Source organism: Arthrobacter sp. B0490, from assembly GCF_002929355.1.
In the GTDB taxonomy this organism is placed as follows: domain Bacteria; phylum Actinomycetota; class Actinomycetes; order Actinomycetales; family Micrococcaceae; genus Arthrobacter_D.
Genome location: NZ_PJIR01000005.1, coordinates 129301 through 155568, shown reverse-complemented (window position 1 = coordinate 155568; position 26268 = coordinate 129301). Strand labels below are relative to the sequence as shown.

Genomic DNA, 26268 nt, shown 5'->3' with positions numbered 1-26268 from the left:
CGGGGGGACGGCTACGCGTCCAGCACGCTCATGACGTGCTTGATCCTGGTGTAATCCTCCACGCCGTACATGGAGAGGTCCTTGCCGTAGCCGGAGTTCTTGAAGCCGCCGTGAGGCATCTCGGCGGTGAGCATGATGTGCGTGTTGATCCAGACCGCGCCGAAGTCGAGATCGCGCGAGACCCGCATGGCCGTCCCGTGATCCGTGGTCCAGACGCTGGAGGCGAGGGCGTAGTCCACGCCGTTGGCGAGCTCCACGGCTTCCTCCTCCGTGGTGAAGGTCTGCACCGTGACGATCGGCCCGAACGTCTCCTGCTGCACCACGGTGTCGTCCTGGCGGGCACCCGTGATGATCGTCGGCTCGAAGAAGTAGCCCTTGTCGCCCGCCCGCTTGCCGCCGGTCGCGATGCTGCAGTGTGCGGGGAGCGCATCGATGACGGCGTTGACGGCGTTGAAGTGGTTGATGTTGTTGAGCGGTCCGAAGTAGTTCTGGGAGTCGTCGGCATTGCCGGTCTTCAGCGTGGCGGTGTGCTCGACCATCGCGGCGACGAACTCGTCGTGCGCCCCCTCCTGCACGAGGACACGGGTGATCGCCGTGCAGTCCTGGCCTGCGTTGAAGAAGGCGAACTCGGCGATCGCGGCCGCGCTCCGCTTGAGGTCGGCGTCAGCGAACACGACGGCGGGTGCCTTGCCGCCGAGCTCGAGGTGGGCGCGCTTGAGGCCCTTCGCCGCGCTCGTGGCGACGGCGATGCCCGCGCGGACGGAACCCGTGATGGACACGAGGCCCGGGACGGGGTGCTCGATCATGGCGGCTCCGGTCTCGCCGGTGCCCAGTACCACGTTCAGGACGCCGTCGGGCAGGATGCCCTGCGTGAGCCGTGCCAGCACCAGCGTCGATTCGGGCGTGGTGTCGCTGGGCTTGAGGACCACGGTGTTGCCGGCAGCGAGCGCGGGCCCGATCTTCCAGATCGCCATGAGGAAGGGGTAGTTCCAGGGCGCAACCTGGGCGACGACGCCGATGGGCTCCCTGCGCACGTACGAGGTGTGGCCCTCGAGGTATTCCCCCGCGGACTTGCCCTCGAGGATGCGTGCCGCACCGGCGAAGAACCGGAGCTGGTCGGCGCCCACGGCTACTTCCTCGGCGGCGATCATCTCGCGCACCTGGCCCGTGTTGCGGTGCTGTGCCTCGACGAGCTCGTCGCTCGCGCCCTCGACGGCGTCGGCGAGCCTGAGCAGCATGAGCTGGCGCTGGCTCGGCGTGGTCCGCTTCCACGTGGTGAAGGCTCGAGCGGCCGCCCGCATGGCGTCGTCGACGTCCGCGGGTGAGGACACGGGCGACTGTGCGACCACCTCACCGTTGGTCGGGTTGACGATGTCCAGGAGCTCGGTGCCGGCGGGCGTCACGAACGCCCCGTCGATGTAGTTCTGAAGGGTCTCAGCCACGGTGCAGTGCCTTTCGAGAGGTCGTGTCCGCGCGGAGCCCGGAAGCATCCGGGCCGCGGGTATCGAGAGAACGGTACCCGGCGGGGCAGAACCGCTGCCACGGATACCTGCACAGTGACCGCGCCTGCAGGCGGTGCAGGAGCACAGTGGACGCCTAAACTGGTGGCATGGCCATCACCCTTCCCGATCTCCTCTCCGATGCCGCGCTCGGGCTCGTCGCGGAGGGCCGTGCCGAGGCTCCACCCCATCCGATCGAATGGGTCGCGGTGACCGAGCTGGAGGATCCACGCCCGTTCCTCAACGGGGCCGAAGTGGTCCTGACCACGGGCGTGCGGCTCAAGACCGGGGCCGCCCAGCGGGCGTTCGTCCGGCGCGCCCACGAGGCGGGAGCACTCGCCATCGGGTTCGGCGTGGGCCTCACCCACCAGCGGATCCCTGCCGCCGTGCTCGCGGAGGCCGACGACGTCGGACTGCCCGCCTTCCGCGTGCCCTACGAGGTCCCCTTCATCGCGATCGGCAAGAGGGTGGCCGACGCCCTGTCCGCCGACCGGTTCGCGGGCCTGGAGGAACTCCTGGAGGGGCACGCGGTCCTGGCCTCGGCCCTGCTCGGGCCCGGCGGCCTCGGCGCCCTGCTCGGCGAGCTCGCCCGCATGCTCCGCACCGACGTCGCCCTGTTCCAGTACGGCGCGCGCATCGCGGGCGCCTCGGGTCCCGGCAGGCGGGGGCGCACTCCGGGCGTTGCCGGCACCGCCACCGCAGGCGACCCCGCGGCCTCGGCGACCTGGCACCGCCTCCCGATCGCCACCGGCCTGAAGGACCGCTGCACCCTGGCCATCGCGGAACCCTACTCCCGCACCGCGGTCGTGGAGTACGCGCAGAACCTGATCTCGGTCGACCTCACCAACCAGGCCCGGAACCGGACGGGCATGCGGAACGCGGTGGGCCAGCTGCTCGAGGACGTGGTGCGCGGTACGCTCGCGGGAGCGGAGGCCGCGGCGAGGCTCGCGGGTGCGGGCATCGACACCGCGCTGCGGCACGGCGTGCTGATCGTCGACGTCGCCTCGGGCCAGCGGCGGGCGCTCCGCACGCTGCCCCTGCCCGACGGCTGGGACGGCGTGTCGGCGGGCCTCGTCGACGAACGCCTCGTCCTGGTCCTCCCCACGCCTGCCACGCCCGATCCGGCCGACCTCGGCCGCTACCTGCACGGTGCCGGCCTGACGGCGCGGATCGGTGTCGGCGGCTCGTACGCGCAGCCCAATGGGCTGCGCTGGAGCTACTTCGAGGCCCGCGAGGCCCTGCAGCGCGGCCAGGCGCTCAACGTCGCGGACCGACTGAGCCTCACGTCGCTCCTCATGACCAGTGCCGACGTGCCCCTCGCCGCTCTCGCCGCCGAGACACTGAGCCCGCTCGAGACCTTCGACGAGGCGCACGGCGCGGGCCTGCTGGCCACCCTGCAGCGCTACCTCGACCTCGACGGATCGGTGGCCGCCGTCGCCGCGGCGCTGGGCCTCCACCGGAACACCGTCCGGTACCGGCTGCAGCAGGTCGTCACGCTCACGGGATACGATCCCGCCGTCACCGCGGACCGCGTGCACCTCTACCTCGCCCTGCGGATCCGTGCTCTCGGGTGAACGCCAGCGGGCGGGGTGGCCCGCCACCCCGCCCGCGTCGGGAGAAGGCGCGAAGAGCGGCTGGCACGCCCGCAGCCCGGTGCATGCGATAGTTGGATCCTCACGCACCGGTCTCATCGTCCTTCGGGGGTCTCCATGTCACTGCTCCATGTCGACGGATCGGTTCTGCAGGAGCTCGCCCGTCAGGCGGTCCTCCAGGACTACCGGCTTCCCTACGGGGAGGCCGGCGGCGTGCCGGTGGACAGGGTCGACTACGAGACGCCCCCGGAACTCCTCAACCTGGTCAAGCTCGCCGTGCGCGTGAGCGGGATGCACGCGGGTGTCATCAACATCATCACGGCGGACCAGCAGCACCAGATCGCGGCTGCCGGGGTGGATCCGGCGGTCTGCTCGCGGGACGACTCCATGTGCTCGAAGGTCTTCACCTCGGGCTCGATCACGGCGCTCGCCGACGCGTCCCGTGACCCGCGCTTCGCCGACAACCCCTTCGTCAACGGTGGCATCGCCAACGTCCGGTCCTACGCGTCGGTGCCGCTCGTCACGCAGGAGGGCCACGCCCTCGGGTCCCTCTGTGTCTTCTCCCCCGAGGTGCTCGACTTCGACGCGGAACAGCAGGAGGCCCTCGAGATCCTCGCCCGGCAGGTGGTGGAGGTCCTCGAGCTGCAGTTCAAGACGCGGCAGCTGGTCGAGGCGCTCGAGGTGGTGCGGCGCAGCAACGAGGACCTCGCCGGATTCGCGGCCCGCGTCAGCCACGACCTGAAGAACCCCCTCACCGCGATCCTCGGGTACGCCGAGCTCAGCGAGCAGGACGACGACGTCGAATCCTCCGGGCCCGCAGCACGCTACTTCAGCATCATCCGCGGCAGCGCGAGCCGCATGCTGGCCACGGTGGAGGACGTCCTCGAGTTCTCGCGGATCGGCGGGTCGATCACCCGCCGTGCCGTACGCCTCGACACGATGATGAACGCCGTGCTGCAGGACGTCCTCCCCCTCAGCAGCGCCTCCGAAGCGGTCATCACGGTGCGGGACGTGCAGCTGTGCGTGGATCAGGCACAGGTCACCGCCCTCCTGCAGAACCTCGTCTCCAACGCGATCAAGTACTCGACGCCCGGCAGTCCTCCCCGCATCGAGGTGGTCGGGAGCGTCGGCGAGACGCAGGTGCTGCGCGTCATCGACCACGGCAAGGGCATCGACCCGGCCGACCGCCAGCGGGTGCTCGAGCCCCTCGTCCGCCTGCATCGCGACGGGGATCCGGCAGGCAACGGGATCGGTCTCGCGACCTGCGCCCGGATCGCGGCCGCCCATGACGGGTCGATCAGCGTGACGGGAACGCCGGGCGGCGGGACCACGGTGACCGTGGACCTGGGGCGGGCGGCCTGAGAGCCTGCTCCGGCCCGCCGGAGCCCGACCCTACTGGGCCTGCAGGGGCCGGCCCTGTTCGATGTGCGCGAGCGGCAGCCGGAACGTGAAGACCGACCCTTCGCCCTCCACGCTGCGGCAGGTGATCGTGCCGCCGTGCCGTTGCACGATGCCCTGGGCGATCGCGAGCCCGAGGCCCACGCCCGGGATGGCGGCGTTGCGCGCCCCGGAGGTGCGGAAGAACTTCGAGAACACGCCCTCCAACTCCTCGGGCGACATGCCGCTGCCCTCGTCGGTCACGCTGCACTCCACCTCGCCGTCCACCTCGGCGGCACGGACGGTCACGCGGCCGCCGTCCGGCGAGTACTTGATGGCGTTCGAGAGCAGGTTGTCGAGCACCTGGGTGATGCGGGACGCGTCACAGAGTGCCACCAGACCCGCATCGGTGAGGTCCTCGAAGCGCACCAGCGGGTTGCTGTTGCCCTCCTCGGCCTGCGCGATCCGACGGCTCACGAGGCCGGAGAAGTCGGTGGGCGCCGGTGTGATCTCGGGCGGCCCCTCCGCCGCGGACAGCAGGTCCACGACGAGCTTGTGGAGGCGCTCCGAATTGCGCGACACCACCTCGAGACCGGAGGCGACCTCCGGCTCGAGGTCGGGGATGCTCGTCAGCAGTTCGAGGTAGCCCCGGATCGCGGTGAGCGGAGTCCGCAGTTCATGGGACACCGTCGCCACGAACTCGTCCTTCGCATTGAGGGCGGCGACGAGTTCGGTGACGTCGTTGAACGTCACGACGGATCCCTCACGTGTGCCGGCCTGGTTGGTCATCACGCGTGACGAGGTCGAGAGGACCCGCTGGCCGGGCCGCTCACCCCACCACAGCAGGTAGTCGGAGAAGACCTGCCCCTCGGCGGCGCGCCGCGTGGGACGCCGCGTCGCGGGCATCACCGTCTCGCCGTCCTGCTGGTAGATGCGCAGGTCCTCCTCGGCGGTATCGCCGGCACCGCCGGTGAGCGCACGGAGTTTCTCGAGCTTGCGGTTGGTCAGGACCGGCCGTCCGGCGTCGTCGAGAGCGACCAGGCCGACATCGACGCTGTTGACCACGGTGTCGAGCAGCCGCTCGCGGCGCGCACTCTCCTCGAGGAGCACCTGCAGTGCGCGGTCCTTCTCCTCGACCACCGCCTGCTGGGCCATCATGCTCGCCGTCATCACCCGGATGGTCACGCCGATCGCGAGCATGATGAACGGGAGCAGGAAGGACTGCGTGAGCGACTGGGAGGAGACCTCGGCGTCGGTCACGAAGACGGGCACCCACACCACGCCGAGAGAACCGAGGAACCCCGCCGTGAGGGCGGCCCGCGGGAAGAGCCCGGAGGCGGCCAGCCAGATGACGGGGAACACGGCGAGGAGCCCGACACCGGTGATGACCGTTCCCGCGCCGTAGCGCATGAGTCCGATGGGGATGAAGTCGAGCAGCGGGATGACCAGGAAGCTCGCATGCGGGAGGCGGTCCCAGGGCACGAGCACGCACACCACCAGCAGCAGTGCCTGCAGTCCCACCCCGACGAGGAAGGACCGGCTCTCGAAGAGGTCGCGGTGGAAGAGGACGCCGCCCACGAGGATCAGCAGCACCGTGAGGGAGAGTGGGAGCTGGGTGAGGATGACGCGTGCCCGCAGGGTCAGCTCATGGAACTGCCCCCTATCGAGCGTCAGGTAGGAGAGCACCTTGTCCATCTGCGGCCGTTCCCCTGTCCGTCGTCGAGTTCTTCCGCCTCTGCTTGACGGGCGGCGTGCCGTGGCCTGCCAGCCACAGGATAGCGCGGCAGTCCTTCGCTTCCGGGCCCGGAACAGTGGTGTGAGCCTCAAGATCGCATCAAGTTCGGCGCAATGGCCCGGTCATTCCGGCCGTGCCTCGTCGCGCGTCCTGGAGATGGTCCCGCGTAGCGTTTAATGAGCACCATGACTGTCGCTCCCCAGGTTCGCCGCGCGCTGGTTGTCGAGGACGACGTCGACATCCGGGGCCTGCTCGTCCAAGTACTGACGCGGGAGGGCTTCGAGGTCTCCGAGGCCGCCACGGCGCGTGAAGGCCTCGAGAAGGCCCGCGCCGGTGCGGACCTGATCACCCTGGACCTCAACCTCCCCGACGGCGACGGCGTCGAGGTGTGCCGGGAGGTGCGCACCTTCTCCGACGCCTACATCCTCATGATCACCGCGCGCACCGACGAGATCGAGCGCCTGACCGGTCTCGAGACCGGTGCGGACGACTACATCAGCAAGCCGTTCAGCCCGCGCGAGCTCGTGGCGCGCATCAAGTCCCTCTTCCGACGCCAGAGCCGCCAGGCGGAGGCCGACGTCGTCAATGCCGATGACCGGCTGCGCGCCGCCGAGGTGCAGCAGAACCTCCTCCCCCGCGACCAGCTCACCCTCGAGGACTACGAGCTCGCGGGCCGCTTCCGGCCGTCCCGGAGCGTGGGCGGGGACTTCTACGACTGGTACGGCACGCGGGACGGACTGCACCTGACCGTGGCGGATGCCATGGGCAAGGGCATGGGCGCCGCACTCATCGCGGCCACGGTCCGGGCGACCATGCGATCCGTCGCGGCACAGCCGAGCATCGAGACGGCCTTCGCCACCGCAGCGCGTGCCACCGAGGCGGACCTCGACCAGAACGACTCCTTCGTCACGCTGTTCCACGGACGCCTCCACGCAGCGACGGGCACCGTGAGCTATGTCGACGCCGGCCACGGACTCGCATTGCACGTCGCGGCGGACGGAGGCGTCACGCGACTCCCGTCGGCCGGGCCGCCGGTCGGAGCATGGCCCGACCAGACCTGGTCGCCGGGCACGGCGATCCTCCAGCCGGGCGACTCCCTGGCCATCGTGAGCGACGGCCTGATGGACATCTACGAGACGGTCGCACAGTTCACGGACGCCGTGGCCGGGGTGGTGACCGCCATGGGCAGCGCCGATGCCGCCTGTGCCGCGCTGCTGGCCCTTGCAGACGTCCCCGAGGTCGCCGACGACGTGACGGTCGTCGTGCTCAGGCGCTTCCCGATCTGACCCCGTGGCCCGGTGCCACCGACCCGCTACCACGGAGAGCCATCCGAAGAGGAGATGCACATGGAATTCAGCACGGAGGACAAGGGAAGCTACACGGAGGTGTCAGCCACGGGTCGCCTCAACATGGTCGCTGCGCCCCGACTGAGGGAAATCGTCGGTGACGTCGTGAGTGCGGGCGGGAAGCGGATCGTGGTGAATCTCGCCGGCACCAGTTTCATGGACTCGTCCGGTCTCGGGGCCCTCATCGGCTGCCTCAAGTTGGCACGGCAGTCCGGTGGTGACCTCCGCATCGCAGCCGCCCAGCCGCAGGTCACCATGGTGCTGGAACTCACCAGCATGCATCGGGTCCTGACTCCGCACCGCACGCCCGAGGAAGCCTTCGCCGGTGAATGACGTCCTGGCGCGTCGCACCCTCGAGGAGCCGGCCTCCGAGCAGGCCATCGAGGACCTCCACGGCATCCTCGACCAGCTCTGGAACGACGCAGCCTTCGTTCCGGCGCTCGACCAGATGGCCTTCGCCACGGCCGTGATCGAGGCCGCGAGCAACGTGGTGCAGCACGGTGTCCCTGCCGAGGGGGCCACCCTGCTCCTCGGCGTCGAGCTCACCGTCTCCGCAGAGCGGTTGCGTGCCGTCATCAGCGAGATCGGCGCCGAAGCGATGGACCCCGTGCCCGACCTGGATCCGCCCCCCGCCGAGGTCTTCCCCGAGGACGGCACGCTGCCCCACGAGGACGAATCCGGCCGGGGCCTCTTCATGATCCGCGCACTCGTCACCACCGTGACGGTGGAGCGCGAAGGCGACACCAATATCTGGGTCCTGTCCCGGGACTCCGGCGGGGCCTGACAGGAATCCGGCGGCCCGCCGGAGCGTCGTCGGGCACGCCGAGCCGCAGAACCTGGTCAGGGCCGGGTCTGGGCCAGGGCCGGGCCGGGCCGGGCTGGGCTGGGCTAGGGCTAGGGCCGGGCTGGGTCTGGGTCTGGGTCTGGGTCTGGGCCTGAGCTCAGGGCAGGGCCGGACGCCCGAGGAACGCTGCGATGTCCGCGTAGACCTCCCGGGACTCCGGCAGGCGGGGGAACGCGGGGAACACGTGGAACCCGCCGGGGTAGACCCTGAGGGTGACGTCCGCGCCCGCCGCGACCGCTCTGTCCCGGAAGACGGTGGCGTCCGCCATGCACACGTCCCGCGTGCCCTGGTAGATCCGCGTGACCGGCACGGTCGCCAGCATGTCCCCGGGAGCACAGGCCGGACTGACCAGGGGCGTCCTCGGGTCGTCGCCGCCCGACCACCACAGGCCCGCCTGCACCCCGCCGGGCACGGAGAGCATGGGGTCGACGGCGTCGTACTTCGGGATCTCGGGGTTGGTGGCGGTGACGTCGAGCCACGGTGAGAAGGCGATGACGCGGCCGGGTGCCGGTAGCCCGGCGTCCCGGAAGGCCCAGGGCTGCGCTATGGCGAGTGCCCCGCCGGCGGAGTCGCCCATCATCGTGACGTCCTCCGGCTCGGCCGTCCTCAGGACGTCGCGGTAGACCGAGACGAGGTAGGGGAACGCCTGCCGGTAGGTGCTCTCGGGCGCCAGGCGGTAGAGGGGCACGGTGACGGCCGCGCCCGTGCGCTTCGTCAGCTCGGCGATGATCCACCAGTGCGGCCGGCCGAGCTCGTTGATGTAGATCCCGCCGTGCGTGTAGATAATGTGCGAGCGCGTCGCTCCGAGGAGGGGACGCACCGTGACGGTGCGGACGCCGTCGATCCGCTTCCCCTGGATGGTGTGCGTCTGCTTGAACGTCCACGGGATGGCAGCAACCGACGGATACGTGCGGTCCGGGTACTTGGCGTTCACCCAGTCCGTGCCGCTGAGGTTCCTCTTCGTCGGCAGGAGGCCGATCAGCCGGGACGCCAGGCGCATCGCCCGCGAGCCGTCCTGGGCACTCGGTTCCACGACCTCGGTGCCTGCTGCGTGTCCGCTCGTCATGGGGCCAGCCTAGCGCCGGGCGCAGCGCAGCCGCCGTCGGTGATCATCCTGCGAGCCCGTACCGGGTGCACGGTCCTCACCGCTGCCGAGCTGCCGGGCACCGGGCGCACCGTCCTCGCTGCCTCTGTCATGCTGGTCAGGGCTCCGGCGCCGCCGACCGACCGGTGTGCCCCCGGCCCCAGCAGCACCGGTCCGCCGAAGGAAGACATGGATACAGCCTCACACATCGCCCTCGCCGCCGACCTCCTCGGCGTGTTCTTCTTCGCCGTCTCCGGGTCGCTCCTGGCGGCACGCAAGGGGTTCGACATCGTCGGGTCCCTCCTCCTCGCCTCGCTCGCATCGCTGGGAGGAGGCGTGGCCCGGGACCTCATCATCGGCGTCCCTCCGGCGGCCTTCACCGAACCGGTGTACCTGCTGCCGCCGCTGCTCGCCACGGTCGTGGTCTTCTTCGTCTTCTCCGGCGTGGAGCGGGTCAAGCGCGTGCTGGTCCTCTTCGACGCCGCCGGGCTCGCCCTGTTCTGCATCACCGGCACCGTGAAGGCGCTCGACGTCGGCCTCCACCCGGTGTCCGCCATCCTGCTGGGCGTCACCACGGCCGTGGGCGGCGGACTGCTGCGCGACGTCGTCGCCAACGAGATCCCGCAGCTCTTCGATCCACGGGACATCTACGCGCTCCCCGCGATGCTGGGCGCCACGATCGTCACCGTGCTGTACCTGACCGAGTCCTTCACGCTCGTCACGGGTACCGTCGCGGCGTCGCTCGTCTTCTCCCTGCGCGTCCTCGCGTGGCGGTACGGCTGGCACGCCCCGCTCGCGGCGAGGACGTCCGGCACCCGGAAGTAGCCTGCGTGCCGGACGCGTCGGGCTAGGATGGGAGCATCCCCCACCACTTCTCCTGGAGTACTTGTGACTGAGCTGTTCGCCGACAAATTCCGCGCCCTCGTGCCCTCCTACTTCGAGGACGAGTGGGTCGAGGAAGACGGCCTGTCCGAGGACGAACTCGCCGACATGATCGAGGGCAAGGACTTCGGCCTGCCGCTGGCACTGCGCGAGTTCTACCGTGCGGTGGGTGCCACCGAGGACATCATGGAGGCGTTCCACTTCTTCTGGGATCCGGACGAGCTCGAGATCGAGGACGGCTACCTGCTCTTCCTCGAGGACGAGGACGAGCAGTTCACCTGGGGCATGAGGGCCGACCAGCTCGACGTCCCCGACCCGATCGTGTGGCGGCGCAACAACGCACGCGGCGAGTGGCAGAGCGAGGAAGGGACCTTCACCGAGTACGTGCTCGACCTCTTCGAGTGGGTCTTCGAGGAGGACGACGAGGACGAGGACGACTGATGGAGTTCGACCACCACGCACCCGAGGGCTACCAGTGCCCGTTCTGCGATCTGGCGCGCGGGGACTTCGACAACCCGAGGAACCTCTGCCGCCCGGGCGACGTCGTGTACTCCGACGACCTGGTGCTGGCATTCATCGCGTCGCACGGGTTCGAGCCGCACCCCGGCCACGTCCTGATCACCCCGCGCGAGCACGTCGAACTGCTGTACGAACTGTCCGACGACGTCGCCGCCCGCATCATGACCCTCACCCGCGACATCGCCGTGGCGATCAAGCTCGCCTGGACCCCTGACGGCGTCTCGACGCGGCAGCACAACGAGCCCGCCGGCAGCCAGCACGTGTGGCACTACCACCAGCACGTCCTGCCCCGCTGGCACGACGACGGCTTCTACTTCACGCCGAAGCGGCCCGTCGTGGATCCGGCGGTCAGGGCGCGGAAGGCCGACGAGCTGAGGGCGTTCCTCCCGGCGCGGTAGCCGGCCACGCCGACCCCGGGGCCGGCGTCGTTCCCGGACATCCGCCCGGCCGGGCGGATGTCGGACCGGGACACGCCGCGTCCCGTCCTGTGCGGACCGGAGCACCAGGAGCGACGACGAGAAGCCGTTCGGGGCTAGACGTCCCTGCTGACCACTGCCTGCGCGAAGCTGGCCAGTGCCCGCTTCACCACGCTGTCCGGCAGGGGGTCGAGGGCGGCCACGGCATCGTCCGCCCACTGCTGCGCGACGGCCCACGCCTCCTGCGTCTGCGGGTACGAGCGTACGGCAGCCACGGCGCCGGCGAGGGCCTCGTCGGAGGAGAGGTCGCCGTCCACGAGCGCGACGACGTCCGCAGCGGAGCGGTCGCCCGCCGCGGCAGCGCGCCGGAGCAGGATGACCGGCAGGGTGGGCACACCCTCGCGCAGATCGGTCCCCGGCGATTTGCCCGACTTCACCTTGAGGCCCGTCACGTCGATGACGTCGTCGGCGAGCTGGAAGGCGACGCCGACCTTCTCGCCGTACGAGACCATGACGTCGACGACCTCCCGCGAGGTGTCCGCGAAGAGCGCCCCGAGCTGCCCGGAGGCGGCCACGAGGGAGCCGGTCTTGTCGGCGATGACCGAGAGGTAGTGCTCGAGGTCGTCCTGGCCCTCGCGCGGACCGACGGTCTCGTGCAGTTGTCCGAGGCACAGGCGCTCGAAGGTGCGCGCCTGGATGCCGAGCGCCTCACCTCCGAGCTCGGAGACGAGGATCGACGCCCGCGCGAAGATGAGGTCCCCGGTGAGGATGGCCACGGAGTTGCCCCAGACCTCGTGCGCCGTCGGGGCGCCGCGGCGGTACGGGGCGGAGTCCATCACGTCGTCGTGGTACAGCGTGGCGAGGTGCGTCAGTTCGACGACGACGGCTGCCTGCACCACCTGGGCACGGGTCGGGTTGCCGAGGTGGGACGCGAGGATCGTCAGGAGGGGGCGGATGCGCTTACCGCCGGCCTCCACGAGGTGCCGGCTCGTGGCATCGGCCAGGGGGTCGGAATTGGCGATGGCACCGCGGAGCTGCTTCTCCACCTCCGCGAGGCACGACGAGACGGACGGCCCCAGGTCCGGGTCCTCGGCGATGAGCGCGAAGCCGGGAGGCAGGCGCAGCGCGCCGTCGTCCGGGATGTCAGCGGTGTCCAGCGCGCTGGCATGGCCCACGCTGGCCCACCCGGAGTTGAAGGATTGTGTCACCGTCTAAGCCTAACCAAGTGGGGAAGCGCTTTGCGCACGCAGATAGCCGGCCAGGGACGGCTGGTTGGAAGTGGGCGGCACCAGCGACTCGAGCAGGTGGATGACGCGGTCCTCGAAGCCGCGGCCGCCCGCGTCCGTCAGGTTGGCGAGCATCCGGACGACGAACCGCATGAGCACGGGTACCGGCATGCCCGTACGGAGGGCCAGCGACATCACGGCGGGCTTGCCGATCAGCTGCGCGAAGACGCGCCCGAGCGTGAAATGGCTCCCCCACTGCGCACGGACATGCGGCGCATAGCCCGACATCACCTGATCACGTCCGAGCGGTGAGGCCACGCCCTGTGCCCGCTCGATGAACTCCGCGGCGTACCGCGCGGACTCCATCGCGTAGGAGATGCCCTCGCCGTTGAACGGGGACACCATGCCGCCGGCATCACCGAGCAGCAACAGGCCGGGGCTGTAGTGCGGCGTCCGGTTGAAGCCCATGGGGAGTGCCGCACCCCTGATCTCGCCGACCTGGTTCTCCGGGGTGAACCCCCACTCCGAGGGCATGCCCGCGGTCCAGTCCCGGAGGACCTGCTTGTAGTCCAGCTTGCCGAACTCGGCCGACGAGTTGAGGATGCCGAGGCCCACATTGGACGTGCCGTCGCCCACGCCGAAGACCCAGCCGTAGCCGGGCAGCGGCCTGCCCGTGGCGTCCGGGAGCTCGAGCCACCCCTCCATCCAGTCGTCGTCGGTGCGCGGGCTGGTGAAGTACGTGCGGACGGCCACACCGAGGGGGCGGTCGTCGCGCTTCTGCAGTCCCAGGCTCACGGCGGTGCGCGTCGAGTTGCCGTCCGCGGCGAGGACGACGTCGGCGGTGAAGGTGCGCGTCTCGCCCGTCTTGCGTCCGTCGGCGTCGAGCAGGTTGGCCGTCACCCCCGTCACGCGGCCGGTGTCGTCGCGCAGGGCCGCCGTCACGGAGTGACCCTCGAGGATGGTGGCGCCGGCGGAGCGGGCGTGCCGCGCGAGGGCTTCGTCGAAGCCGAGGCGCGTGCGGACGAGCCCGTAGTCGGGGAAGTCGCTGAGCTCGGGCCAGGGCACCTCCACGGTGCGCTTGCCGGCGATGAGGCGCAGGCCCTTGTTGCGACGCCACCCCTCGCTCTCGTCGTGCGGGAGCCCGAGGAGCTGCAGTTCACGGGTTGCGCGGGGCGTCAGTCCGTCGCCGCACACCTTCTCGCGGGGGAAATGGGTCTTCTCGAGCACCGTGACCTCGATGCCCGCGCTCGCGAGGTAGTAGGCCGCGGTGGACCCCGCCGGCCCCGCGCCGACGATCAGGACGGTCATCTACGCTGCCGCCGACGTGCGGCGCAGGCGGACCTGCCCCGGCCGGAGCGGCTCCTCGCCGGGTGCGGCCGGTGCCTTGGTGGCGCGATGCACCGCGACGATCCCGCCGTTCAGATTCCGGTACTCGACGTCCCTCCAGCCGGCCTCGGCGAGCCAGGCCGCCAGTTCGTCCTGGTTCGGCCAGGCGCGGATCGACTCGGCGAGGTACACGTACGCATCGGGGCTCGAGCTGACCTTCCGGGCGATCGCCGGAAGCGCCCGCATCAGGTACTCGGTGTAGGTGGTGCGCCAGAGCGCCACCGTGGGCTGCGAGAACTCGGCGATGACGAGCCGCCCGCCCGGCCGGGTGACGCGCAGCATCTCGGCGAGCGCCTTCTTCGGCTCGTTGACGTTGCGGAGCCCGAAGGAGATGGTCGAGGCGTCGAAGGAGTTGTCCGCGAAAGGCAGGTTCGTGGCGTCGCCGGCCACGAACGCGATGTCCGGACGCCTGCGCTTGCCGACCTTCAGCATGCCGAGCGAGAAGTCGCAGGCGACGACGTCGATGCCCGCATCCGCGTACGGCTCGCTCGAGGTGCCGGTACCGGCAGCGAGATCCAGCACCCGCTGGCCCGGTTCAGCGCCGACGGCGTCCACCACGATGCGCCGCCAGCGGCGGGTCTGACCCACCGACAGGACGTCGTTGACGACGTCGTACCGGGGGGCCACATCGTCGAACATGGCTGCCACTTCGTCAGGACGCTTCTCCAGCGATGCACGATTCACCTCGCCATTGTCTCAAACAACGACACAACGCCTAATCCTCCACCGATCCGCCGCCGATCCGCCGCCGATCCGCCGCCGGACCGAAGCCCTTTCGACCGGTCGCCGCCGATCCGCCACGGCCGGAGTCGTCGGCTCGGGACACTCCGCCCCGGGACCGGCGCTCTCCCGGCCGGGTGTGATCCTGCGACGCCCCCGCCGGGCCGCGCTGACCCGCAGACCCCCGCACGGACCCCGCACCGCGGCGCCGGTCCCGCATGGCGCCGCGGAGTACGCTTGGAGCATCATGAGCACACCGTCCCTCACCGCGCTGACGCCTGCGCCCGGACACTCCCGCGGCCTCCGCAGCATCACGGTGGCGCGCAGCATGGACCCGCGGTCGGGCCTGCTCGAGTACGTCGTCCGCAATGACGCCCACACCTGGATCCGCCGCGGTGGCGGACTCGTCGCCTATGGGGAGACCGCACGCTTCACCGTCACCGGCCCGGACCGCTTCACCCGCGCCCAGGAGTGGTGGCGCCGCGAGCTCGCGGGCGCGGAAGTGCTCGACGAACTCTCCGTCCCCGGATCGGGACTGATCGCCTTCGGCTCGTTCGCCTTCTCGAAGACGTCCGCCCACGAGTCGCGCCTGATCGTCCCCGAGGTGGTGGTCGGCTGCAGCGAGGGGACGAGCTGGCTCACCTACATCACCGACGACGCCGAGGCGGAACTCACCGCGGAGGCTGCGGAGGCGGCCCTCGCCGCCTACCTCGCGGAGCCCGATGCCGACCGCACCCCCAGCCCGGGCGACCACCTCGGCCCCGGAGTGCTCACCGAGGACCAGTACGAGGTCGCGGTCGCCGAGGGCGTGAAGCACGTGCGGGCGGGAGAGCTCAGCAAGCTCGTGCTCGCCCGCGACGTCGTCGCGCACCTCGACTCGCCCGTGGCCACGGCGCAGGTACTGCGCGAGCTCGCCGTCCGGTACGAGGACTGCTGGACCTACGCCGTCGACGGCCTGATCGGCTCGACGCCGGAGATGCTCATCAAGGTGGAGGACAACACGGCCCGCGCCCGCGTACTCGCCGGAACACTGGACCGGGCCAATGCCCCCGCCGGCGACCCCGACTACGCCGAGCGCGTGCTGGCGGGGTCCGAGAAGCAGCTCCACGAGCACCAGATCGCCATCGACTCGCTCACCGAGACACTCGGGCCGTTCACGAGCTCGATGACCTCGCACAGCGAACCCTTCGTCCTGCAGCTGCCGAATGTATGGCATCTCGCCTCCGACGTGATGGCGCAGCTCGTGGTGGACGACGACGGCCAGGTGCCGACGTCGCTGGCCCTGGTCCAGGCGCTCCACCCGACGGCCGCGGTGTGCGGCACACCGACGACGGTGGCCGGGGCGCTCATCCGGGAGCTCGAGCACCTCCAGCGCGGCCCGTACGCGGGTCCGGTGGGCTGGATCGACGCCGGAGGCAACGGCGAGTGGGGCATCGCCCTGCGTGGCGCCGTCGTGGAGACACCCACGCGGGTCCGGCTGTACGCGGGCTGCGGGATCGTCGAGGGTTCCCAGCCCGAGGCGGAACTCGCGGAGACCTGGAGCAAGTTCCGGCCCATGATCGAGGCGCTCGGCCTGTCCCTCTGAAGCAGGCGATCGTGGTTACCAGTAGGCAATATCCGTAGCCCGTGATGCACATCTCGTTTTCGTCGTTAGAATCAGCAGGACCTTTTTCACATGCACTTCGTCCGCCCTAGTGAGGTACCCATGCTTTCCAAGAAATCCGCAATGCTGGCCGCCATGGCCGCCGGCGCCCTCGCGCTCAGCGCGTGCGGCGGAGGCTCCGACGACGCGGCCTCCGGCGAGGCCGGCGGCCTGGACCTCGTGTCCGAGGGCTCCCTGACCGTCTGCTCGGACATCCCCTACCCGCCCTTCGAGTTCGAGGAGAACGGTGAGTACACCGGCTTCGACATGGACCTCATGAAGGAGATCGCATCGGGGATGGACCTCGAACTCGCCGTGCAGGACGTCGAGTTCAACGGCCTGCAGAGTGGCGCGGTCCTCGCTGCCCGCCAGTGCGACATCGGCGCGAGCGCCGTCACCATCACGGAGGAGCGCCAGGCGAACCTCGCGTTCTCGGACCCCTACTACGACTCGCTGCAGTCCCTCCTGGTCCCGGCCGACTCCGACATCGCGTCGATCGACGACCTCGCGGGCAAGAAGGTGGGTGTCCAGCAGGGCACCACCGGCGAGACGTACGCGGAGGAGAACGCACCGGAGGCCGAGCTGATCCAGTTCCCCTCGGACGCCGAGATGTACGCCGCCGTCCAGGCCGGCAACGTCGACGCCCTGCTGCAGGACCTGCCCGTGAACATCGGCCACACCGAGGACGGTGCCTTCACGATCGCCGAGGAGTACCCGACGGACGAGAAGTACGGCTTCATCATGGCCAAGGACGGCAGCGAGGCGCTGGTCACCGCCGTGAACGAGCAGCTCGCGGCCATCCGTGACAACGGCAGGTACCAGGAAATCTACGACTCCTACTTCGCGGAGTAGCCCCACCCGACCCGCGCGGCCGCCGTCGCTCCGACGCCCGGCCGCGCGGGTGCCACTTCCCGAAGGAAGGTAGTTCCCCCGCGTGAAACGATCGACACGCAGACGCCTCATCCAGGGCGTCCTCTACGCGGTGTTCGCCGCCGTCGTCCTGTTCATCATCCTCGCCGCCGACTGGGGCCGGATCCAGTCCAGCTTCCTGGACCCCGAGGTCGCGGCCGCGGCCTTCCCGGAGATCGTCACGATCGCCGCGAAGAACACCATCGTGTACACGGCCATCGCGTTCGTCGGCGGCATGCTGCTCGGCCTCCTGCTCGCGCTCATGAAGCTCTCGCCGGTACTGCCGTACCGCTGGCTCGCCACCGCGTACATCGAGTTGTTCCGGGGGCTTCCGGCGCTGCTGGTGATCTTCGGGTTCGCGTACGCCGTCCCCATCGCCTTCGGCTGGCGCCCGCCGGGCGGCAACGCCGGTGCGGGCCTGATCGGGCTCATCGTCGTCTCGGCCGCCTATATCGCCGAGACCATCCGCGCCGGCATCGAGGCGGTGCCGAAGGGCCAGGTCGAGGCCGCGCGCTCCCTCGGCATGAACTCCGCATGGACCATGCTGACCGTCGTCCTCCCCCAGGCGTTCCGGATCATCACGCCGCCGCTGACCAACGAGCTCGTCATCCTGATCAAGGACACCTCGCTCCTGTTCATCGCGGGCATGGCCATCGGCGACCGCGAGCTGACCACGTTCGCACGGGACGCCCTCACCAGCCAGGCGAACTCCACACCGCTCGTGGTGGCAGCACTGCTGTACCTCGTGATCACCCTCCCACTCACCCAGCTGGTGGCGAAGCTCGAACGACACAACAAGAGAGGCCGGTGATTCCGGTGGCCCACGCAGCATCGGGTGCACGTTCGACGACAGTCCCCGCGATCGAGGTCCGGGAGCTCTGCAAGAACTTCGGCAGCAACGAGGTGCTGAAGGGCATCGACTTCCATGTGGACCAGGGCGAGGTGGTGTGCGTGATCGGGCCGTCCGGCTCCGGCAAGTCCACGCTGCTCCGCTGCGTCAACCGCCTCGAGGAACCCACCAGCGGCACCGTCATGGTGGAGGGCGTCGACATCACGGACAGCGAGACGGACCTCGACGGCGTGCGCACGCGCATCGGCATGGTCTTCCAGCAGTTCAACCTCTTCCCGCACCTCACGGTGCTGAAGAACCTGACGCTCGCGCAGCAGCGCGCCAAGAAGCGTGGCAAGGCCGAGGCGACGGAGGTCGCCCGCCGCAACCTCGCGAAGGTGGGGCTCGCCGAGAAGGCCGATGCCTTCCCCGCCCAGCTCTCCGGCGGCCAGCAGCAGCGCGTCGCCATCGCCCGCGCCCTGTCGATGGATCCCGACATGATGCTGTTCGACGAGCCCACGAGCGCCCTGGATCCGGAGCTCGTCGGCGACGTTCTCGAGGTCATGAAGCAGCTGGCCCGGGAGGGCATGACCATGATGGTCGTCACGCACGAGATGGGGTTCGCCCGCGAGGTCGGCGACCGCGTCGTGTTCATGGACGGCGGCGTCGTGGTGGAGCAGGGCAAGCCCGAGGACGTCCTCGGGAACCCCCAGCACGAGCGGACGAAGCTGTTCCTGTCGAAGGTGCTCTGACCTCTCGTCAGGGCCGGGCGACCGCGTCCGCCACTGCCCGGCGGACACGGGCATGCAGGTCCCGGAGCGTCGTGCGGTCCGCCCGGACCTCGAGGATGGAGCGGCCCGTGATGGGCCGCTCCATCGCCGTGTCCAGCTCGTCGAGGGTCGTCGCCCGCTCGTAGGGCAGCCCGTGGGCGGCGGCGAGCGCTGCGATGTCCACCGCGTGCGGGGTGCCGAAGAGGCGCTCGACGGCGGCACCGTACCGGGCTGTCGTCGAGTCCGCGCCGTGCTCGAGCAGCCCGAAGATACCTCCGCCGCCGTCGTTGAGGACCACGATCTGCAGGTCCGGCTGGCGTTCACCGCTGCCGAGGAGCAGGCCGCCGACGTCGTGCAGGAAGGTGATGTCCCCCATCAGGGCACGCGTGGGGATACCTGCGGCGAGCGCCACCCCCGTGGCCGTCGAGACGGTGCCGTCGATCCCCGCGAGCCCCCGGTTGGCGAAGACCTCCAGCGGGTGCCAGTCGGTGGCCGCGACGAGGTCCACGTCGCGGATGGGGTTGGAGGACCCGAGCACCAGGTTGCCGTCCGTGTGCTCCCAGACCGCATCGGCCACGTGCAGACCCGTGAGGTGCTCCTCGTCGGCCAGGAGCGACTGGATCGCCGCCTCCGCCGTCGCGCCCGCCTGCCGCCAGGACCGCAGCCAGCCGTCCCCGCCGCGCCCGGCGAAGTCGAGCAGTTCGGGCAGGTTGTCGATGATGCGCTCGGGGCGCCGGCCCTCCTCGAACCATGCGACGGGCTCGGGCAGGTACAGGGCGTGCTCGACGTCGGCCCTGGCCAGTAAGGCGGTGACCGGACGGGACAGGGTGGGACGCCCGAAGGTGACGACCCGCGTGATGGCCGGCCCGAACTGCTCGAGCAGCAGCCGGTACGGTGCGACGCCGCTGCTGCCGAAGCGGGAGTTCGACGACGGCTCCGCGAGCAGCGGGAGGTCGAGGTGTGCGGCGAAGACGGCGGCGAGCTCTCCGGCCCCGTGCCCGGCGACGACGACGGTGGCGCCGTGGGTCCGGCCCGCCCCGCCCGCTGCGGGACCGGGGAGACCTGTTCCGGCCGGCACGGCAGCCTCCGCACCATCGCTCCCGGCCGGGATCCCGGGAGTCGCGTGCGGCGCGTCGTCCAGCGGGTTCCTGCGGGGATCGTCACCGGAGGCTTCGGGCACGAGGGGATCGCGGAAGGCGAGATTGAGGTGCACCGGGCCGGGCGGGCGTGAGGGCACACCCCCCGAGGGCATGCCGACGGCGGCATGGAGGGCCTCCCCCACGAGCCGTTCCGGGTCATCCCCGGCCGGGATGTCGGCGCCGAAGCGCACGTGCACACCGAAGAGGTCCGGCTGCACCGTGGTCTGGTTGGCCCCGGTACCGCGCAGTTCGGCGGGCCGGTCGGCGGAGACGACCACGAGCGGCACCGCCGCATGGTTCGCCTCCATCACGGCGGGCAGGAGCTCACCCACTGCGGTGCCCGACGTCGTCACCACGGCGGCCGGACGCCGGGCGCCCAGTGCGAGGCCCAGCGCGGTGAACGCGCCGGACCGTTCGTCGATCCGCACGTGGAGCCGCACGAGTCCTGCGGCCTCGGCCTCGGCGAGCGCATAGGCGAGCGGTGCGCTGCGGGACCCGGGCGCGACGACGACGTCCGTCACTCCGCCCGCCAGAAGGGACCGGACGGCGCGGGCGGCCGAGGTCGCGGAGTCGAGGGGTGCGGGAGGCGTCGCCGGTGCGGGCAGGGGTGCGGGTATCGGGAAGGGCACGGGATCGGTCACCGTTCCATCCTTCCACCCCTGCCCTTGCGACCGGCGCTTCCGACCGGACATGGACGCACCCCGCCTGAAAGGCGGGGTGCGTCGGGTTCCGGTGTCGGTGGCTCTACGCCATCGCGGTCGGCGGTGTCGCCCTAGCGGCGCGGCTTGCCCTGCCGTGCGCGCCCGCGTCCCGTGTGGTCCTCGTCGCGGCGACCCTCGGACGCCTTGTAGACCTGGACGACCGACGGGCGCGGCACGGCGGACTCGCCGGGAGCGGGCCGGCCCCCGAGCGGCACGTAGTCGGGGAACAGCGAGGACTGCGCGGCCCAGCTGCCCTCCTCACCCGGGTGCTGCACCGCCACGAAGACGCTGCCGTCCTGGTCGTGGATGACCGGACCACAGGTCTCGGCCTCGCGCGGGACGGCGAGGAACTGCTGCACGCGGCCGCGCTCGGCGCCCTCGAGTCCCACCTTGAACAGGCCGTCGGCGAAGCCCACCGTGCTCGGCTGGCCGTCCGTCGAGATCCAGAGGTTGCCCGCCGAGTCGAAGGCCACGTTGTCGGGGCAGGAGATCGGCGAGACCTTGTCCTTCGGGTAGCCGGCGAAGTAGGTGGAGGGGTTGCGGGCCGGATCACCGCAGACGAGCAGCAGGTTCCAGGTGAAGCGGGTGCCTGTCGCATTGCCGCCCGCTTCGGTGAGCTCGACGACGTGTCCGTCGCGGTTCGCGGTTCGCGGGTTGGCCTCGTCGGCGACGGCATTGGTGCCGACGCCGCGGTTCGTGTTGTTGGTGCATGCCACGTACACCTTGCCCGTCCGCGGGTTCGGCTCGACGTCCTCGCAGCGGTCCATCTTCGTGGCGCCCATCTTGTCCGCGGCGATGCGTGTGAGGACCGAGACCTCGGCGGCCGTCATGCCCGCGACCACCGACTCGTTGTCGACGAGGAGCGGCAGCCACTCGCCGACGCCGTCGAACGCGCCGTCCGACGGAAGGGTGCCGCTGCCGTTGATCTCGGCCACGGAGTTGCCCTGGAAGCGCGCGACGTACAGCGAACCCTCGCTGAGCAGCGTCATGTTGGCCCTGCGCGCCGCGGGGCTCGTGCCCGGCTGGACCTTGTTCTTCGACACGAACTTGTACAGGTAGTCGAATCGCTCGTCGTCACCCATGTACGCGACGACGCGGCCGTCGCCGGCGACGGTCACATTGGCGCCCTCGTGCTTGAAGCGGCCGAGCGCCGAGTGCTTCTTCGGCGTGGAGGTGGGGTCGAACGGATCGACCTCGACGATGTAGCCGAAGCGGTGCTTCTCGTTCTCGTAGCCGGCGTTGCGGGTGTCCCAGCGTGGCTCGTCGATCTCCCAGCCGCGCGCCGTCGGCTTGCTGGTGATGCCGTAGCGGCGGTCGCCGTCGCTGGTGCCCGTCGCCACGAAGTAGCCGTTGAAGTTCTCCTCGCCCGAGAGGATCGTGCCCCACGGGGTGGTGCCGCCGGCACAGTTGCCGAGGGTTCCCAGGATGCTGCGTCCGGCCGGATCGTCCTTGGTCTTCAGCAGGTCGGACCCGGCGGCGGGGCCGGTCACCTCGTACGCGGTGGTGGTCAGGTAGCGGCGGTTCAGCGGGGCGCCCTGGACGTAGGACCACGGCTTGTTCTTGTTCTTGCGCTCGAGCTCCACGACGGACAGCCCGTGGGCCGCCTTCCCGATGCCGCGGACCTCGGCCGCGGGCGTGGTCGGGGGCACCATGATGTTCTCGTTCGTGTACTCGTGGTTGGCGAACAGCACCGCACGGCGGCCCTTGCTCCCGGCGATCTCGAGGACGTCGGTGTAGTCGCAGTTGTATCCGAACTGCAGCGCCTGTGCCGCAGCGGTCTGCTTGTCCGCGTCGAAGGTCGGCGAGGTGCGGAAGAGCGGGTCGCCCCAGCGGATGACGGGCTTCCAGCCGTAGCCCTGCGGCACCGTCATGTCGTCGACCAGGGCGTCCACCGGTGCGATGGCGTTGAAGGCCAGTGCGTTCGCCTGGGCGCCGCCGGGGGCTGCGTGGGCGGAGCCGGCACCCGTCTGGGACGTGACGAGGAGCGTCAGTGCGCCTGCGGCGCCCGCACCGAGGGCACTGCGGCGCGAGAATTCGCGCGAGACGACGTCCCGGAAGTAGTTGTTGCTCGACGTGTTGCAGACGGCGTCGGAGCACGCGTTGTCACACTTGAGTGCACAGGTGACGGCGCTGCGCTTCCCCTTGGTGTGGCCGAGCATGGGCAGCAGGCGGCGCGTGGTATCAGTCATGGGGGTGGTACCTCTCGACAGGATGAACGGGCGTTCGTCCTCAGCCTGTCGAGGGCACCTGAACAGTCGGGGGTCCGCCCGGTGAACGCCGTGTGAACGACGCCCGAACAGGGCCGGCTCGATGACCTCGACGACACCGTCGTGTCGACCGGCTGCCCGCCTAGGCCGGAGCATCCTGCCGGGACGCGACGAGGACGGCGTGGGTGCGGCCGAGGCGCTCGAGCCACCACCGCGTCCGGTCCGGGCCTGCGGCGAAGCCCTCCAGTCTGTCCTCCGAGACGACGACGTCGCGCACCGGGAGCTGCCCGTCCCGGGGCACGAGGGAATCCTCTGTGACGTCGCCCGCCATGAGCGACACCGTGGCGAGCCCGCAGGCATAGGGCAGCTCGGGCAGGGCGGCTGCGAGGGCCACTCCCGCGCGGATCCCGACGGACGTGTCCAGGGCTGAGCTCACCACGGCAGGGAGCCCTGCCGCAGCGATGATGTCGAGCGCCCTCCGCACACCGCCGAGCGGCGGAGCCTTGATGACGAGGAGGTCGGCGGCGTCCTCGCGCGCCACGCGCAGCGGATCCTCCTGGCGACGCACGCTCTCGTCGGCCGCGACGAGGATCCCCGCCCCTCTGCGGCGCAGCTCGAGCCGTACCGCGCGCAGCCCGGCGATGTCCGCGACCGGTTGCTCGACGTACTGCAGGCCGAAGCGGCTCAGGGCGTCGAGGGCGTCGAGGGCCTCCTGCTCCGTCCAGCCGCCGTTGGCGTCGATCTTGATGCCGGCAGCGGGCAGCAGCCGCCGCACCTCCGCGACCCGCGCGACGTCGTCCGCCAGTTCCTGCCCCTTCTCGGCGACCTTGACCTTGACGGCGCCCACCGCCCCGAAGCGGGACAGGACGTCCTCGACGGCGGCCGGGCCGACGGCCGGGACCGTGGCGTTGACAGGGACCGAGGCACGGACCGGCTCCGGGAAGCCGTGCCAGGCGGCCTCGACGGCGGACGCGAGCCAGGGCGCGGACTCCGCGTCGTCGTACTCGAGGAAGGGGCAGAACTCGCCCCATCCGGCCGGCCCGTGGACCAGGAGCGCCTCGCGGACGAGGACGCCGCGGAACCGCACGCGCATCGGCACCGAGACCACGCGCGCGGAGGCGGTCAGCTCCTCGAGGGAGGGCAGGGGCAGCGACGGACGGGAAGGCTGGAGCTGATGCACGACCTCAGGCTACGTGAGCCTCGCGGCGACCACGGGGGTCACGGGACGGGGACGGGACGCGGAGGATCGTATGAAACCATGGAGGCGATGTCGTCACAACGAACCTCCACCGGACCGGACCGGGCCGCACGCTCACCGCTGCTGTTCGTCCTGGCCGCCGTGGCCTGCGCCGTGGCGTTGGGCTGGACCTACTGGGCGTTCGTCCGTACCACCACGGGCCAGTTCGCGGACGAGTCCGCCTGGCGCGAGGCCGGAGTGGCGGCGCCGGACACCCAGCTGCCGTTCCTGGGGTTCCTCGACACGCTGCCCACGATCTCCGTGGTCGTCGCGGCAGCGGCCATCCTCTTCGTCATCGTGCGCCGAGCACGGTACGGTGCGGCGGCGATCGCCGTCGCGGTCATCGTGGCGTCCAACCTGACCACCCAGCTCCTCAAGAACGTGGTCCTCGACCGGCCCGACCGCGGGGTCGCGACGCTCGACTTCAATTCATTGCCCTCAGGGCATACGACGCTCGCGGCCTCGGCCGCCGCGGCGGTCTTCGTCATCGTGACCCCCCGCTGGCGTCCCGCCGCCGCGGCCCTGGGCGGCGCCTACTCGGTGCTCGCCGGAGCCGCCACGTTCATCAACCTCTGGCACCGTCCCGCGGACGTCGTCGCCGCCCTCCTCGTGGTCGGCACGTGGACGCTACTCGGCGGTCTCGTGGTCATGAGGACGGGCGACCACTGGAACAACTGGGAGGGCTTCGGCGCGCACTGGGCGTCGTCACGCGGCTGGCTGCTGCTGTGCTGGATCGCAGGACTCGGTGCGCTCGCCGTGTCCGCCGTGCTCTATGTATCCGTGCACGCCATCGGGCCCGCACCCCTGCCGGGGACCGCGAGCGTCCCCTTGTTCTTCTGGTGGGGACTCACCTGGATCATTGGCGTCGGCTTCACCCTCTCCGCGTCCGCGGGTTGGCTCTTCGCGGCACAGGCCGGCAGGACGGCCTCCCGGGTCCGGCGTCCGTAACACCCCCCGGCCTGCTCCGCACGCCCTTTTCCGCCTGTCCGCCGCCCGTTGAAGCACCGCCGCGACGGTGCCACGCTGGCCGGACCAGCGACGGAAAGAGGCGACCGATGAAAGCCATGGTGTACCGCGGGCCCTACAAGATCCGGGTCGAGGAGAAGCCGATGCCCAGGATCGAGCATCCGAACGACGCCATCATCAAGGTCACCACCGCCGCGATCTGCGGCTCGGACCTGCACCTCTACCACGGCCTCATGCCGGACACGCGGATCGGCCACACCTTCGGGCACGAGTTCATCGGCGTCGTCGAGGAGGTGGGGCCGTCGGTGCAGAACCTCGAGCGCGGCGACCGGGTGATGGTGCCCTTCAACGTCTACTGCGGGTCCTGCTACTACTGCGCCCGCGGCCTGTTCTCGAACTGCCACAACGTCAATCCCAATGCCACCGCGGTGGGCGGCATCTACGGCTACTCCCACACCACGGGCGGCTACGACGGCGGCCAGGCCGAGTTCGTGCGCGTCCCGTTCGCCGATGTCGGGCCCACCATCATCCCGGACTGGATGGACAGCGAGGACGCGGTCCTGCTCACCGACGCCCTGGCCACCGGATACTTCGGGGCGCAGCTCGGCGACATCGTCGAGGGCGACACCGTCGTGGTGTTCGGTGCCGGCCCCGTGGGTCTCTACGCCGCGAAGTCCTCCTGGCTCATGGGGGCCGGCCGGGTGATCGTCATCGACCACCTCGAGTACCGGCTGGAGAAGGCACGCACCTTCGCCCAGGCGGAGACCTTCAACTTCGCCGAGTACGACGACATCATCGTCGAGATGAAGAAGACCACCGACTACCTCGGTGCGGACGTCGTGATCGACGCCGTCGGCGCGGAGGCGGACGGCAACTTCATCCAGCAGGTCACGGGCACCAAGCTCAAGCTCCAGGGCGGCTCGCCCATCGCCCTGAACTGGGCCATCGACTCGGTGCGAAAGGGCGGGACGGTGTCCGTCGTCGGCGCCTACGGTCCCATCTTCAGTGCGGTCAAGTTCGGCGATGCGCTCAACAAGGGACTGACGCTCCGCATGAACCAGACACCGGTGAAGCGGCAGTGGCCACGCCTCTTCGAACACATCCAGAACGGCTACCTGAAGCCGAACGACATCGTGACGCACCGCATCCCTCTCGCGGACATCGCCGAGGGATATCACATCTTCTCGGCGAAACTCGACAACTGCATCAAGCCGCTCATCATCGCGAACCCCAGCTAGGAGA

General features: G+C 70.4%; 23 protein-coding genes. 14 read left to right on the top strand and 9 right to left on the bottom strand.

The window, feature by feature from the left end; genetic code table 11:
• Positions 1 to 11: 11 nt before the first annotated feature.
• The gene (locus CXQ97_RS10200) at positions 12 to 1442 is read right to left on the bottom strand and encodes an aminobutyraldehyde dehydrogenase (RefSeq protein ID WP_104180758.1); all 1431 of its coding nucleotides are present in this window, start codon (positions 1440 to 1442) and stop codon (positions 12 to 14) included.
• A 167-nt stretch (positions 1443 to 1609) separates the two neighbouring features.
• On the opposite strand from CXQ97_RS10200, the gene CXQ97_RS10195 reads away from it, so the two are divergent.
• Positions 1610 to 3073, top strand: coding sequence for a PucR family transcriptional regulator ligand-binding domain-containing protein (locus CXQ97_RS10195; RefSeq protein WP_104180757.1), 1464 nt, complete (start codon positions 1610 to 1612; stop codon positions 3071 to 3073).
• 135 nt (positions 3074 to 3208) lie between these two features.
• On the top strand, positions 3209 to 4453 hold the full coding sequence (locus CXQ97_RS10190) for a GAF domain-containing sensor histidine kinase (protein WP_104180756.1): 1245 nt from the start codon (positions 3209 to 3211) through the stop codon (positions 4451 to 4453).
• 30 nt (positions 4454 to 4483) lie between these two features.
• Here CXQ97_RS10190 and CXQ97_RS10185 read toward each other — a convergent pair whose 3' ends face one another.
• A complete protein-coding gene (locus CXQ97_RS10185) occupies positions 4484 to 6163 on the bottom strand; it encodes a cell wall metabolism sensor histidine kinase WalK (protein ID WP_104180755.1) in 1680 nt (559 codons plus the stop codon).
• A gap of 225 nt (positions 6164 to 6388) precedes the next feature.
• On the opposite strand from CXQ97_RS10185, the gene CXQ97_RS10180 reads away from it, so the two are divergent.
• Genes CXQ97_RS10180 through CXQ97_RS10170 form a run of 3 tightly spaced genes read left to right on the top strand, consistent with a single transcriptional unit; the run spans position 6389 to position 8333 of the window.
• Positions 6389 to 7489 carry a SpoIIE family protein phosphatase gene (locus CXQ97_RS10180; RefSeq protein ID WP_104180754.1) on the top strand — a complete coding sequence of 367 codons (1101 nt, stop codon included), beginning with the start codon at positions 6389 to 6391 and terminating at the stop codon, positions 7487 to 7489.
• Between the two features lie 60 nt (positions 7490 to 7549).
• Positions 7550 to 7882, top strand: coding sequence for an STAS domain-containing protein (locus CXQ97_RS10175; protein WP_104180753.1), 333 nt, complete (start codon positions 7550 to 7552; stop codon positions 7880 to 7882).
• Positions 7875 to 8333: an ATP-binding protein gene (locus CXQ97_RS10170; RefSeq protein ID WP_104180752.1), complete on the top strand. Its 459-nt coding sequence runs from the start codon at positions 7875 to 7877 to the stop codon at positions 8331 to 8333. Before CXQ97_RS10175 ends, CXQ97_RS10170 begins: the two co-directional genes overlap by 8 nt.
• 157 nt (positions 8334 to 8490) lie before the next feature.
• Here CXQ97_RS10170 and CXQ97_RS10165 read toward each other — a convergent pair whose 3' ends face one another.
• Positions 8491 to 9459: an alpha/beta hydrolase gene (locus tag CXQ97_RS10165; RefSeq protein ID WP_104180751.1), complete on the bottom strand. Its 969-nt coding sequence runs from the start codon at positions 9457 to 9459 to the stop codon at positions 8491 to 8493.
• A gap of 207 nt (positions 9460 to 9666) precedes the next feature.
• On the opposite strand from CXQ97_RS10165, the gene CXQ97_RS10160 reads away from it, so the two are divergent.
• From CXQ97_RS10160 to CXQ97_RS10150, 3 genes are all read left to right on the top strand, one after another.
• The gene (locus tag CXQ97_RS10160) at positions 9667 to 10302 is read left to right on the top strand and encodes a trimeric intracellular cation channel family protein (protein ID WP_104180750.1); all 636 of its coding nucleotides are present in this window, start codon (positions 9667 to 9669) and stop codon (positions 10300 to 10302) included.
• A gap of 63 nt (positions 10303 to 10365) precedes the next feature.
• On the top strand, positions 10366 to 10800 hold the full coding sequence (locus tag CXQ97_RS10155; RefSeq protein ID WP_104180749.1) for a hypothetical protein: 435 nt from the start codon (positions 10366 to 10368) through the stop codon (positions 10798 to 10800).
• A complete protein-coding gene (locus tag CXQ97_RS10150; protein WP_104180748.1) occupies positions 10800 to 11276 on the top strand; it encodes an HIT family protein in 477 nt (158 codons plus the stop codon). The genes CXQ97_RS10155 and CXQ97_RS10150 overlap by 1 nt, the downstream gene beginning before the upstream one ends.
• Before the next feature lie 134 nt (positions 11277 to 11410).
• On the opposite strand, the gene CXQ97_RS10145 is transcribed toward CXQ97_RS10150, so the two are convergent.
• The 3 genes from CXQ97_RS10145 to CXQ97_RS10135 are packed head-to-tail and all read right to left on the bottom strand — an operon-like array spanning position 11411 to position 14590.
• Positions 11411 to 12469 carry a polyprenyl synthetase family protein gene (locus tag CXQ97_RS10145; RefSeq protein ID WP_258062488.1) on the bottom strand — a complete coding sequence of 353 codons (1059 nt, stop codon included), beginning with the start codon at positions 12467 to 12469 and terminating at the stop codon, positions 11411 to 11413.
• A gap of 42 nt (positions 12470 to 12511) precedes the next feature.
• Entirely contained in the window at positions 12512 to 13828 is a 1317-nt protein-coding gene (locus CXQ97_RS10140; protein ID WP_104180746.1) for a geranylgeranyl reductase family protein, read from the bottom strand.
• Positions 13829 to 14590, bottom strand: coding sequence for a demethylmenaquinone methyltransferase (locus tag CXQ97_RS10135; RefSeq protein WP_104180745.1), 762 nt, complete (start codon positions 14588 to 14590; stop codon positions 13829 to 13831).
• Positions 14591 to 14873: 283 nt separating this feature from the next.
• Here CXQ97_RS10135 and CXQ97_RS10130 point away from each other — a divergent pair, with 283 nt between their 5' ends.
• The 4 genes from CXQ97_RS10130 to CXQ97_RS10115 all read left to right on the top strand — a co-directional run bounded on the left by CXQ97_RS10130 (position 14874) and on the right by CXQ97_RS10115 (position 18758).
• Positions 14874 to 16211: an isochorismate synthase MenF gene (locus tag CXQ97_RS10130; RefSeq protein ID WP_104180744.1), complete on the top strand. Its 1338-nt coding sequence runs from the start codon at positions 14874 to 14876 to the stop codon at positions 16209 to 16211.
• 120 nt (positions 16212 to 16331) lie between these two features.
• A complete protein-coding gene (locus tag CXQ97_RS10125) occupies positions 16332 to 17120 on the top strand; it encodes a transporter substrate-binding domain-containing protein (protein WP_104180743.1) in 789 nt (262 codons plus the stop codon).
• 82 nt (positions 17121 to 17202) lie between these two features.
• Entirely contained in the window at positions 17203 to 17988 is a 786-nt protein-coding gene (locus tag CXQ97_RS10120) for an amino acid ABC transporter permease (RefSeq protein ID WP_104180742.1), read from the top strand.
• Between the two features lie 5 nt (positions 17989 to 17993).
• A complete protein-coding gene (locus tag CXQ97_RS10115) occupies positions 17994 to 18758 on the top strand; it encodes an amino acid ABC transporter ATP-binding protein (RefSeq protein ID WP_104180866.1) in 765 nt (254 codons plus the stop codon).
• A gap of 7 nt (positions 18759 to 18765) precedes the next feature.
• On the opposite strand, the gene menD is transcribed toward CXQ97_RS10115, so the two are convergent.
• From menD to CXQ97_RS10100, 3 genes are all read right to left on the bottom strand, one after another.
• Positions 18766 to 20532 carry a 2-succinyl-5-enolpyruvyl-6-hydroxy-3-cyclohexene-1-carboxylic-acid synthase gene (gene menD / locus CXQ97_RS10110; protein ID WP_258062487.1) on the bottom strand — a complete coding sequence of 589 codons (1767 nt, stop codon included), beginning with the start codon at positions 20530 to 20532 and terminating at the stop codon, positions 18766 to 18768.
• A gap of 155 nt (positions 20533 to 20687) precedes the next feature.
• Positions 20688 to 22805: a PhoX family phosphatase gene (locus CXQ97_RS10105; protein WP_104180740.1), complete on the bottom strand. Its 2118-nt coding sequence runs from the start codon at positions 22803 to 22805 to the stop codon at positions 20688 to 20690.
• Between the two features lie 160 nt (positions 22806 to 22965).
• Positions 22966 to 24003, bottom strand: coding sequence for an o-succinylbenzoate synthase (locus CXQ97_RS10100; RefSeq protein WP_258062470.1), 1038 nt, complete (start codon positions 24001 to 24003; stop codon positions 22966 to 22968).
• A gap of 87 nt (positions 24004 to 24090) precedes the next feature.
• Between CXQ97_RS10100 and CXQ97_RS10095 the strand changes: the two genes are divergently transcribed.
• Together CXQ97_RS10095 and CXQ97_RS10090 are read left to right on the top strand one after the other, a co-directional pair.
• Complete coding sequence (locus tag CXQ97_RS10095; protein ID WP_146069622.1) at positions 24091 to 25008, top strand: phosphatase PAP2 family protein; 918 nt, start codon at positions 24091 to 24093, stop codon at positions 25006 to 25008.
• A 107-nt stretch (positions 25009 to 25115) separates the two neighbouring features.
• On the top strand, positions 25116 to 26264 hold the full coding sequence (locus CXQ97_RS10090; protein ID WP_104180738.1) for a zinc-dependent alcohol dehydrogenase: 1149 nt from the start codon (positions 25116 to 25118) through the stop codon (positions 26262 to 26264).
• Positions 26265 to 26268: the final 4 nt, after the last annotated feature.

Excerpts from the sequence above, each read along its gene's own strand:
- CXQ97_RS10190 (WP_104180756.1), top strand. The coding sequence starts at position 3,209 with ATGTCACTGCTCCATGTCGACGGATCGGTTCTGCAGGAGCTCGCCCGT.
- CXQ97_RS10150 (WP_104180748.1), top strand. The coding sequence starts at position 10,800 with ATGGAGTTCGACCACCACGCACCCGAGGGCTACCAGTGCCCGTTCTGC.
- CXQ97_RS10130 (WP_104180744.1), top strand. The coding sequence starts at position 14,874 with ATGAGCACACCGTCCCTCACCGCGCTGACGCCTGCGCCCGGACACTCC.
- CXQ97_RS10165 (WP_104180751.1), bottom strand. The coding sequence starts at position 9,459 with ATGACGAGCGGACACGCAGCAGGCACCGAGGTCGTGGAACCGAGTGCC.
- CXQ97_RS10175 (WP_104180753.1), top strand. The coding sequence starts at position 7,550 with ATGGAATTCAGCACGGAGGACAAGGGAAGCTACACGGAGGTGTCAGCC.
- CXQ97_RS10090 (WP_104180738.1), top strand. The coding sequence starts at position 25,116 with ATGAAAGCCATGGTGTACCGCGGGCCCTACAAGATCCGGGTCGAGGAG.
- CXQ97_RS10095 (WP_146069622.1), top strand. The coding sequence starts at position 24,091 with ATGTCGTCACAACGAACCTCCACCGGACCGGACCGGGCCGCACGCTCA.
- CXQ97_RS10140 (WP_104180746.1), bottom strand. The coding sequence starts at position 13,828 with ATGACCGTCCTGATCGTCGGCGCGGGGCCGGCGGGGTCCACCGCGGCC.
- CXQ97_RS10160 (WP_104180750.1), top strand. The coding sequence starts at position 9,667 with ATGGATACAGCCTCACACATCGCCCTCGCCGCCGACCTCCTCGGCGTG.
- CXQ97_RS10185 (WP_104180755.1), bottom strand. The coding sequence starts at position 6,163 with ATGGACAAGGTGCTCTCCTACCTGACGCTCGATAGGGGGCAGTTCCAT.
- CXQ97_RS10180 (WP_104180754.1), top strand. The coding sequence starts at position 6,389 with ATGACTGTCGCTCCCCAGGTTCGCCGCGCGCTGGTTGTCGAGGACGAC.
- CXQ97_RS10125 (WP_104180743.1), top strand. The coding sequence starts at position 16,332 with ATGCTTTCCAAGAAATCCGCAATGCTGGCCGCCATGGCCGCCGGCGCC.
- CXQ97_RS10105 (WP_104180740.1), bottom strand. The coding sequence starts at position 22,805 with ATGACTGATACCACGCGCCGCCTGCTGCCCATGCTCGGCCACACCAAG.
- CXQ97_RS10195 (WP_104180757.1), top strand. The coding sequence starts at position 1,610 with ATGGCCATCACCCTTCCCGATCTCCTCTCCGATGCCGCGCTCGGGCTC.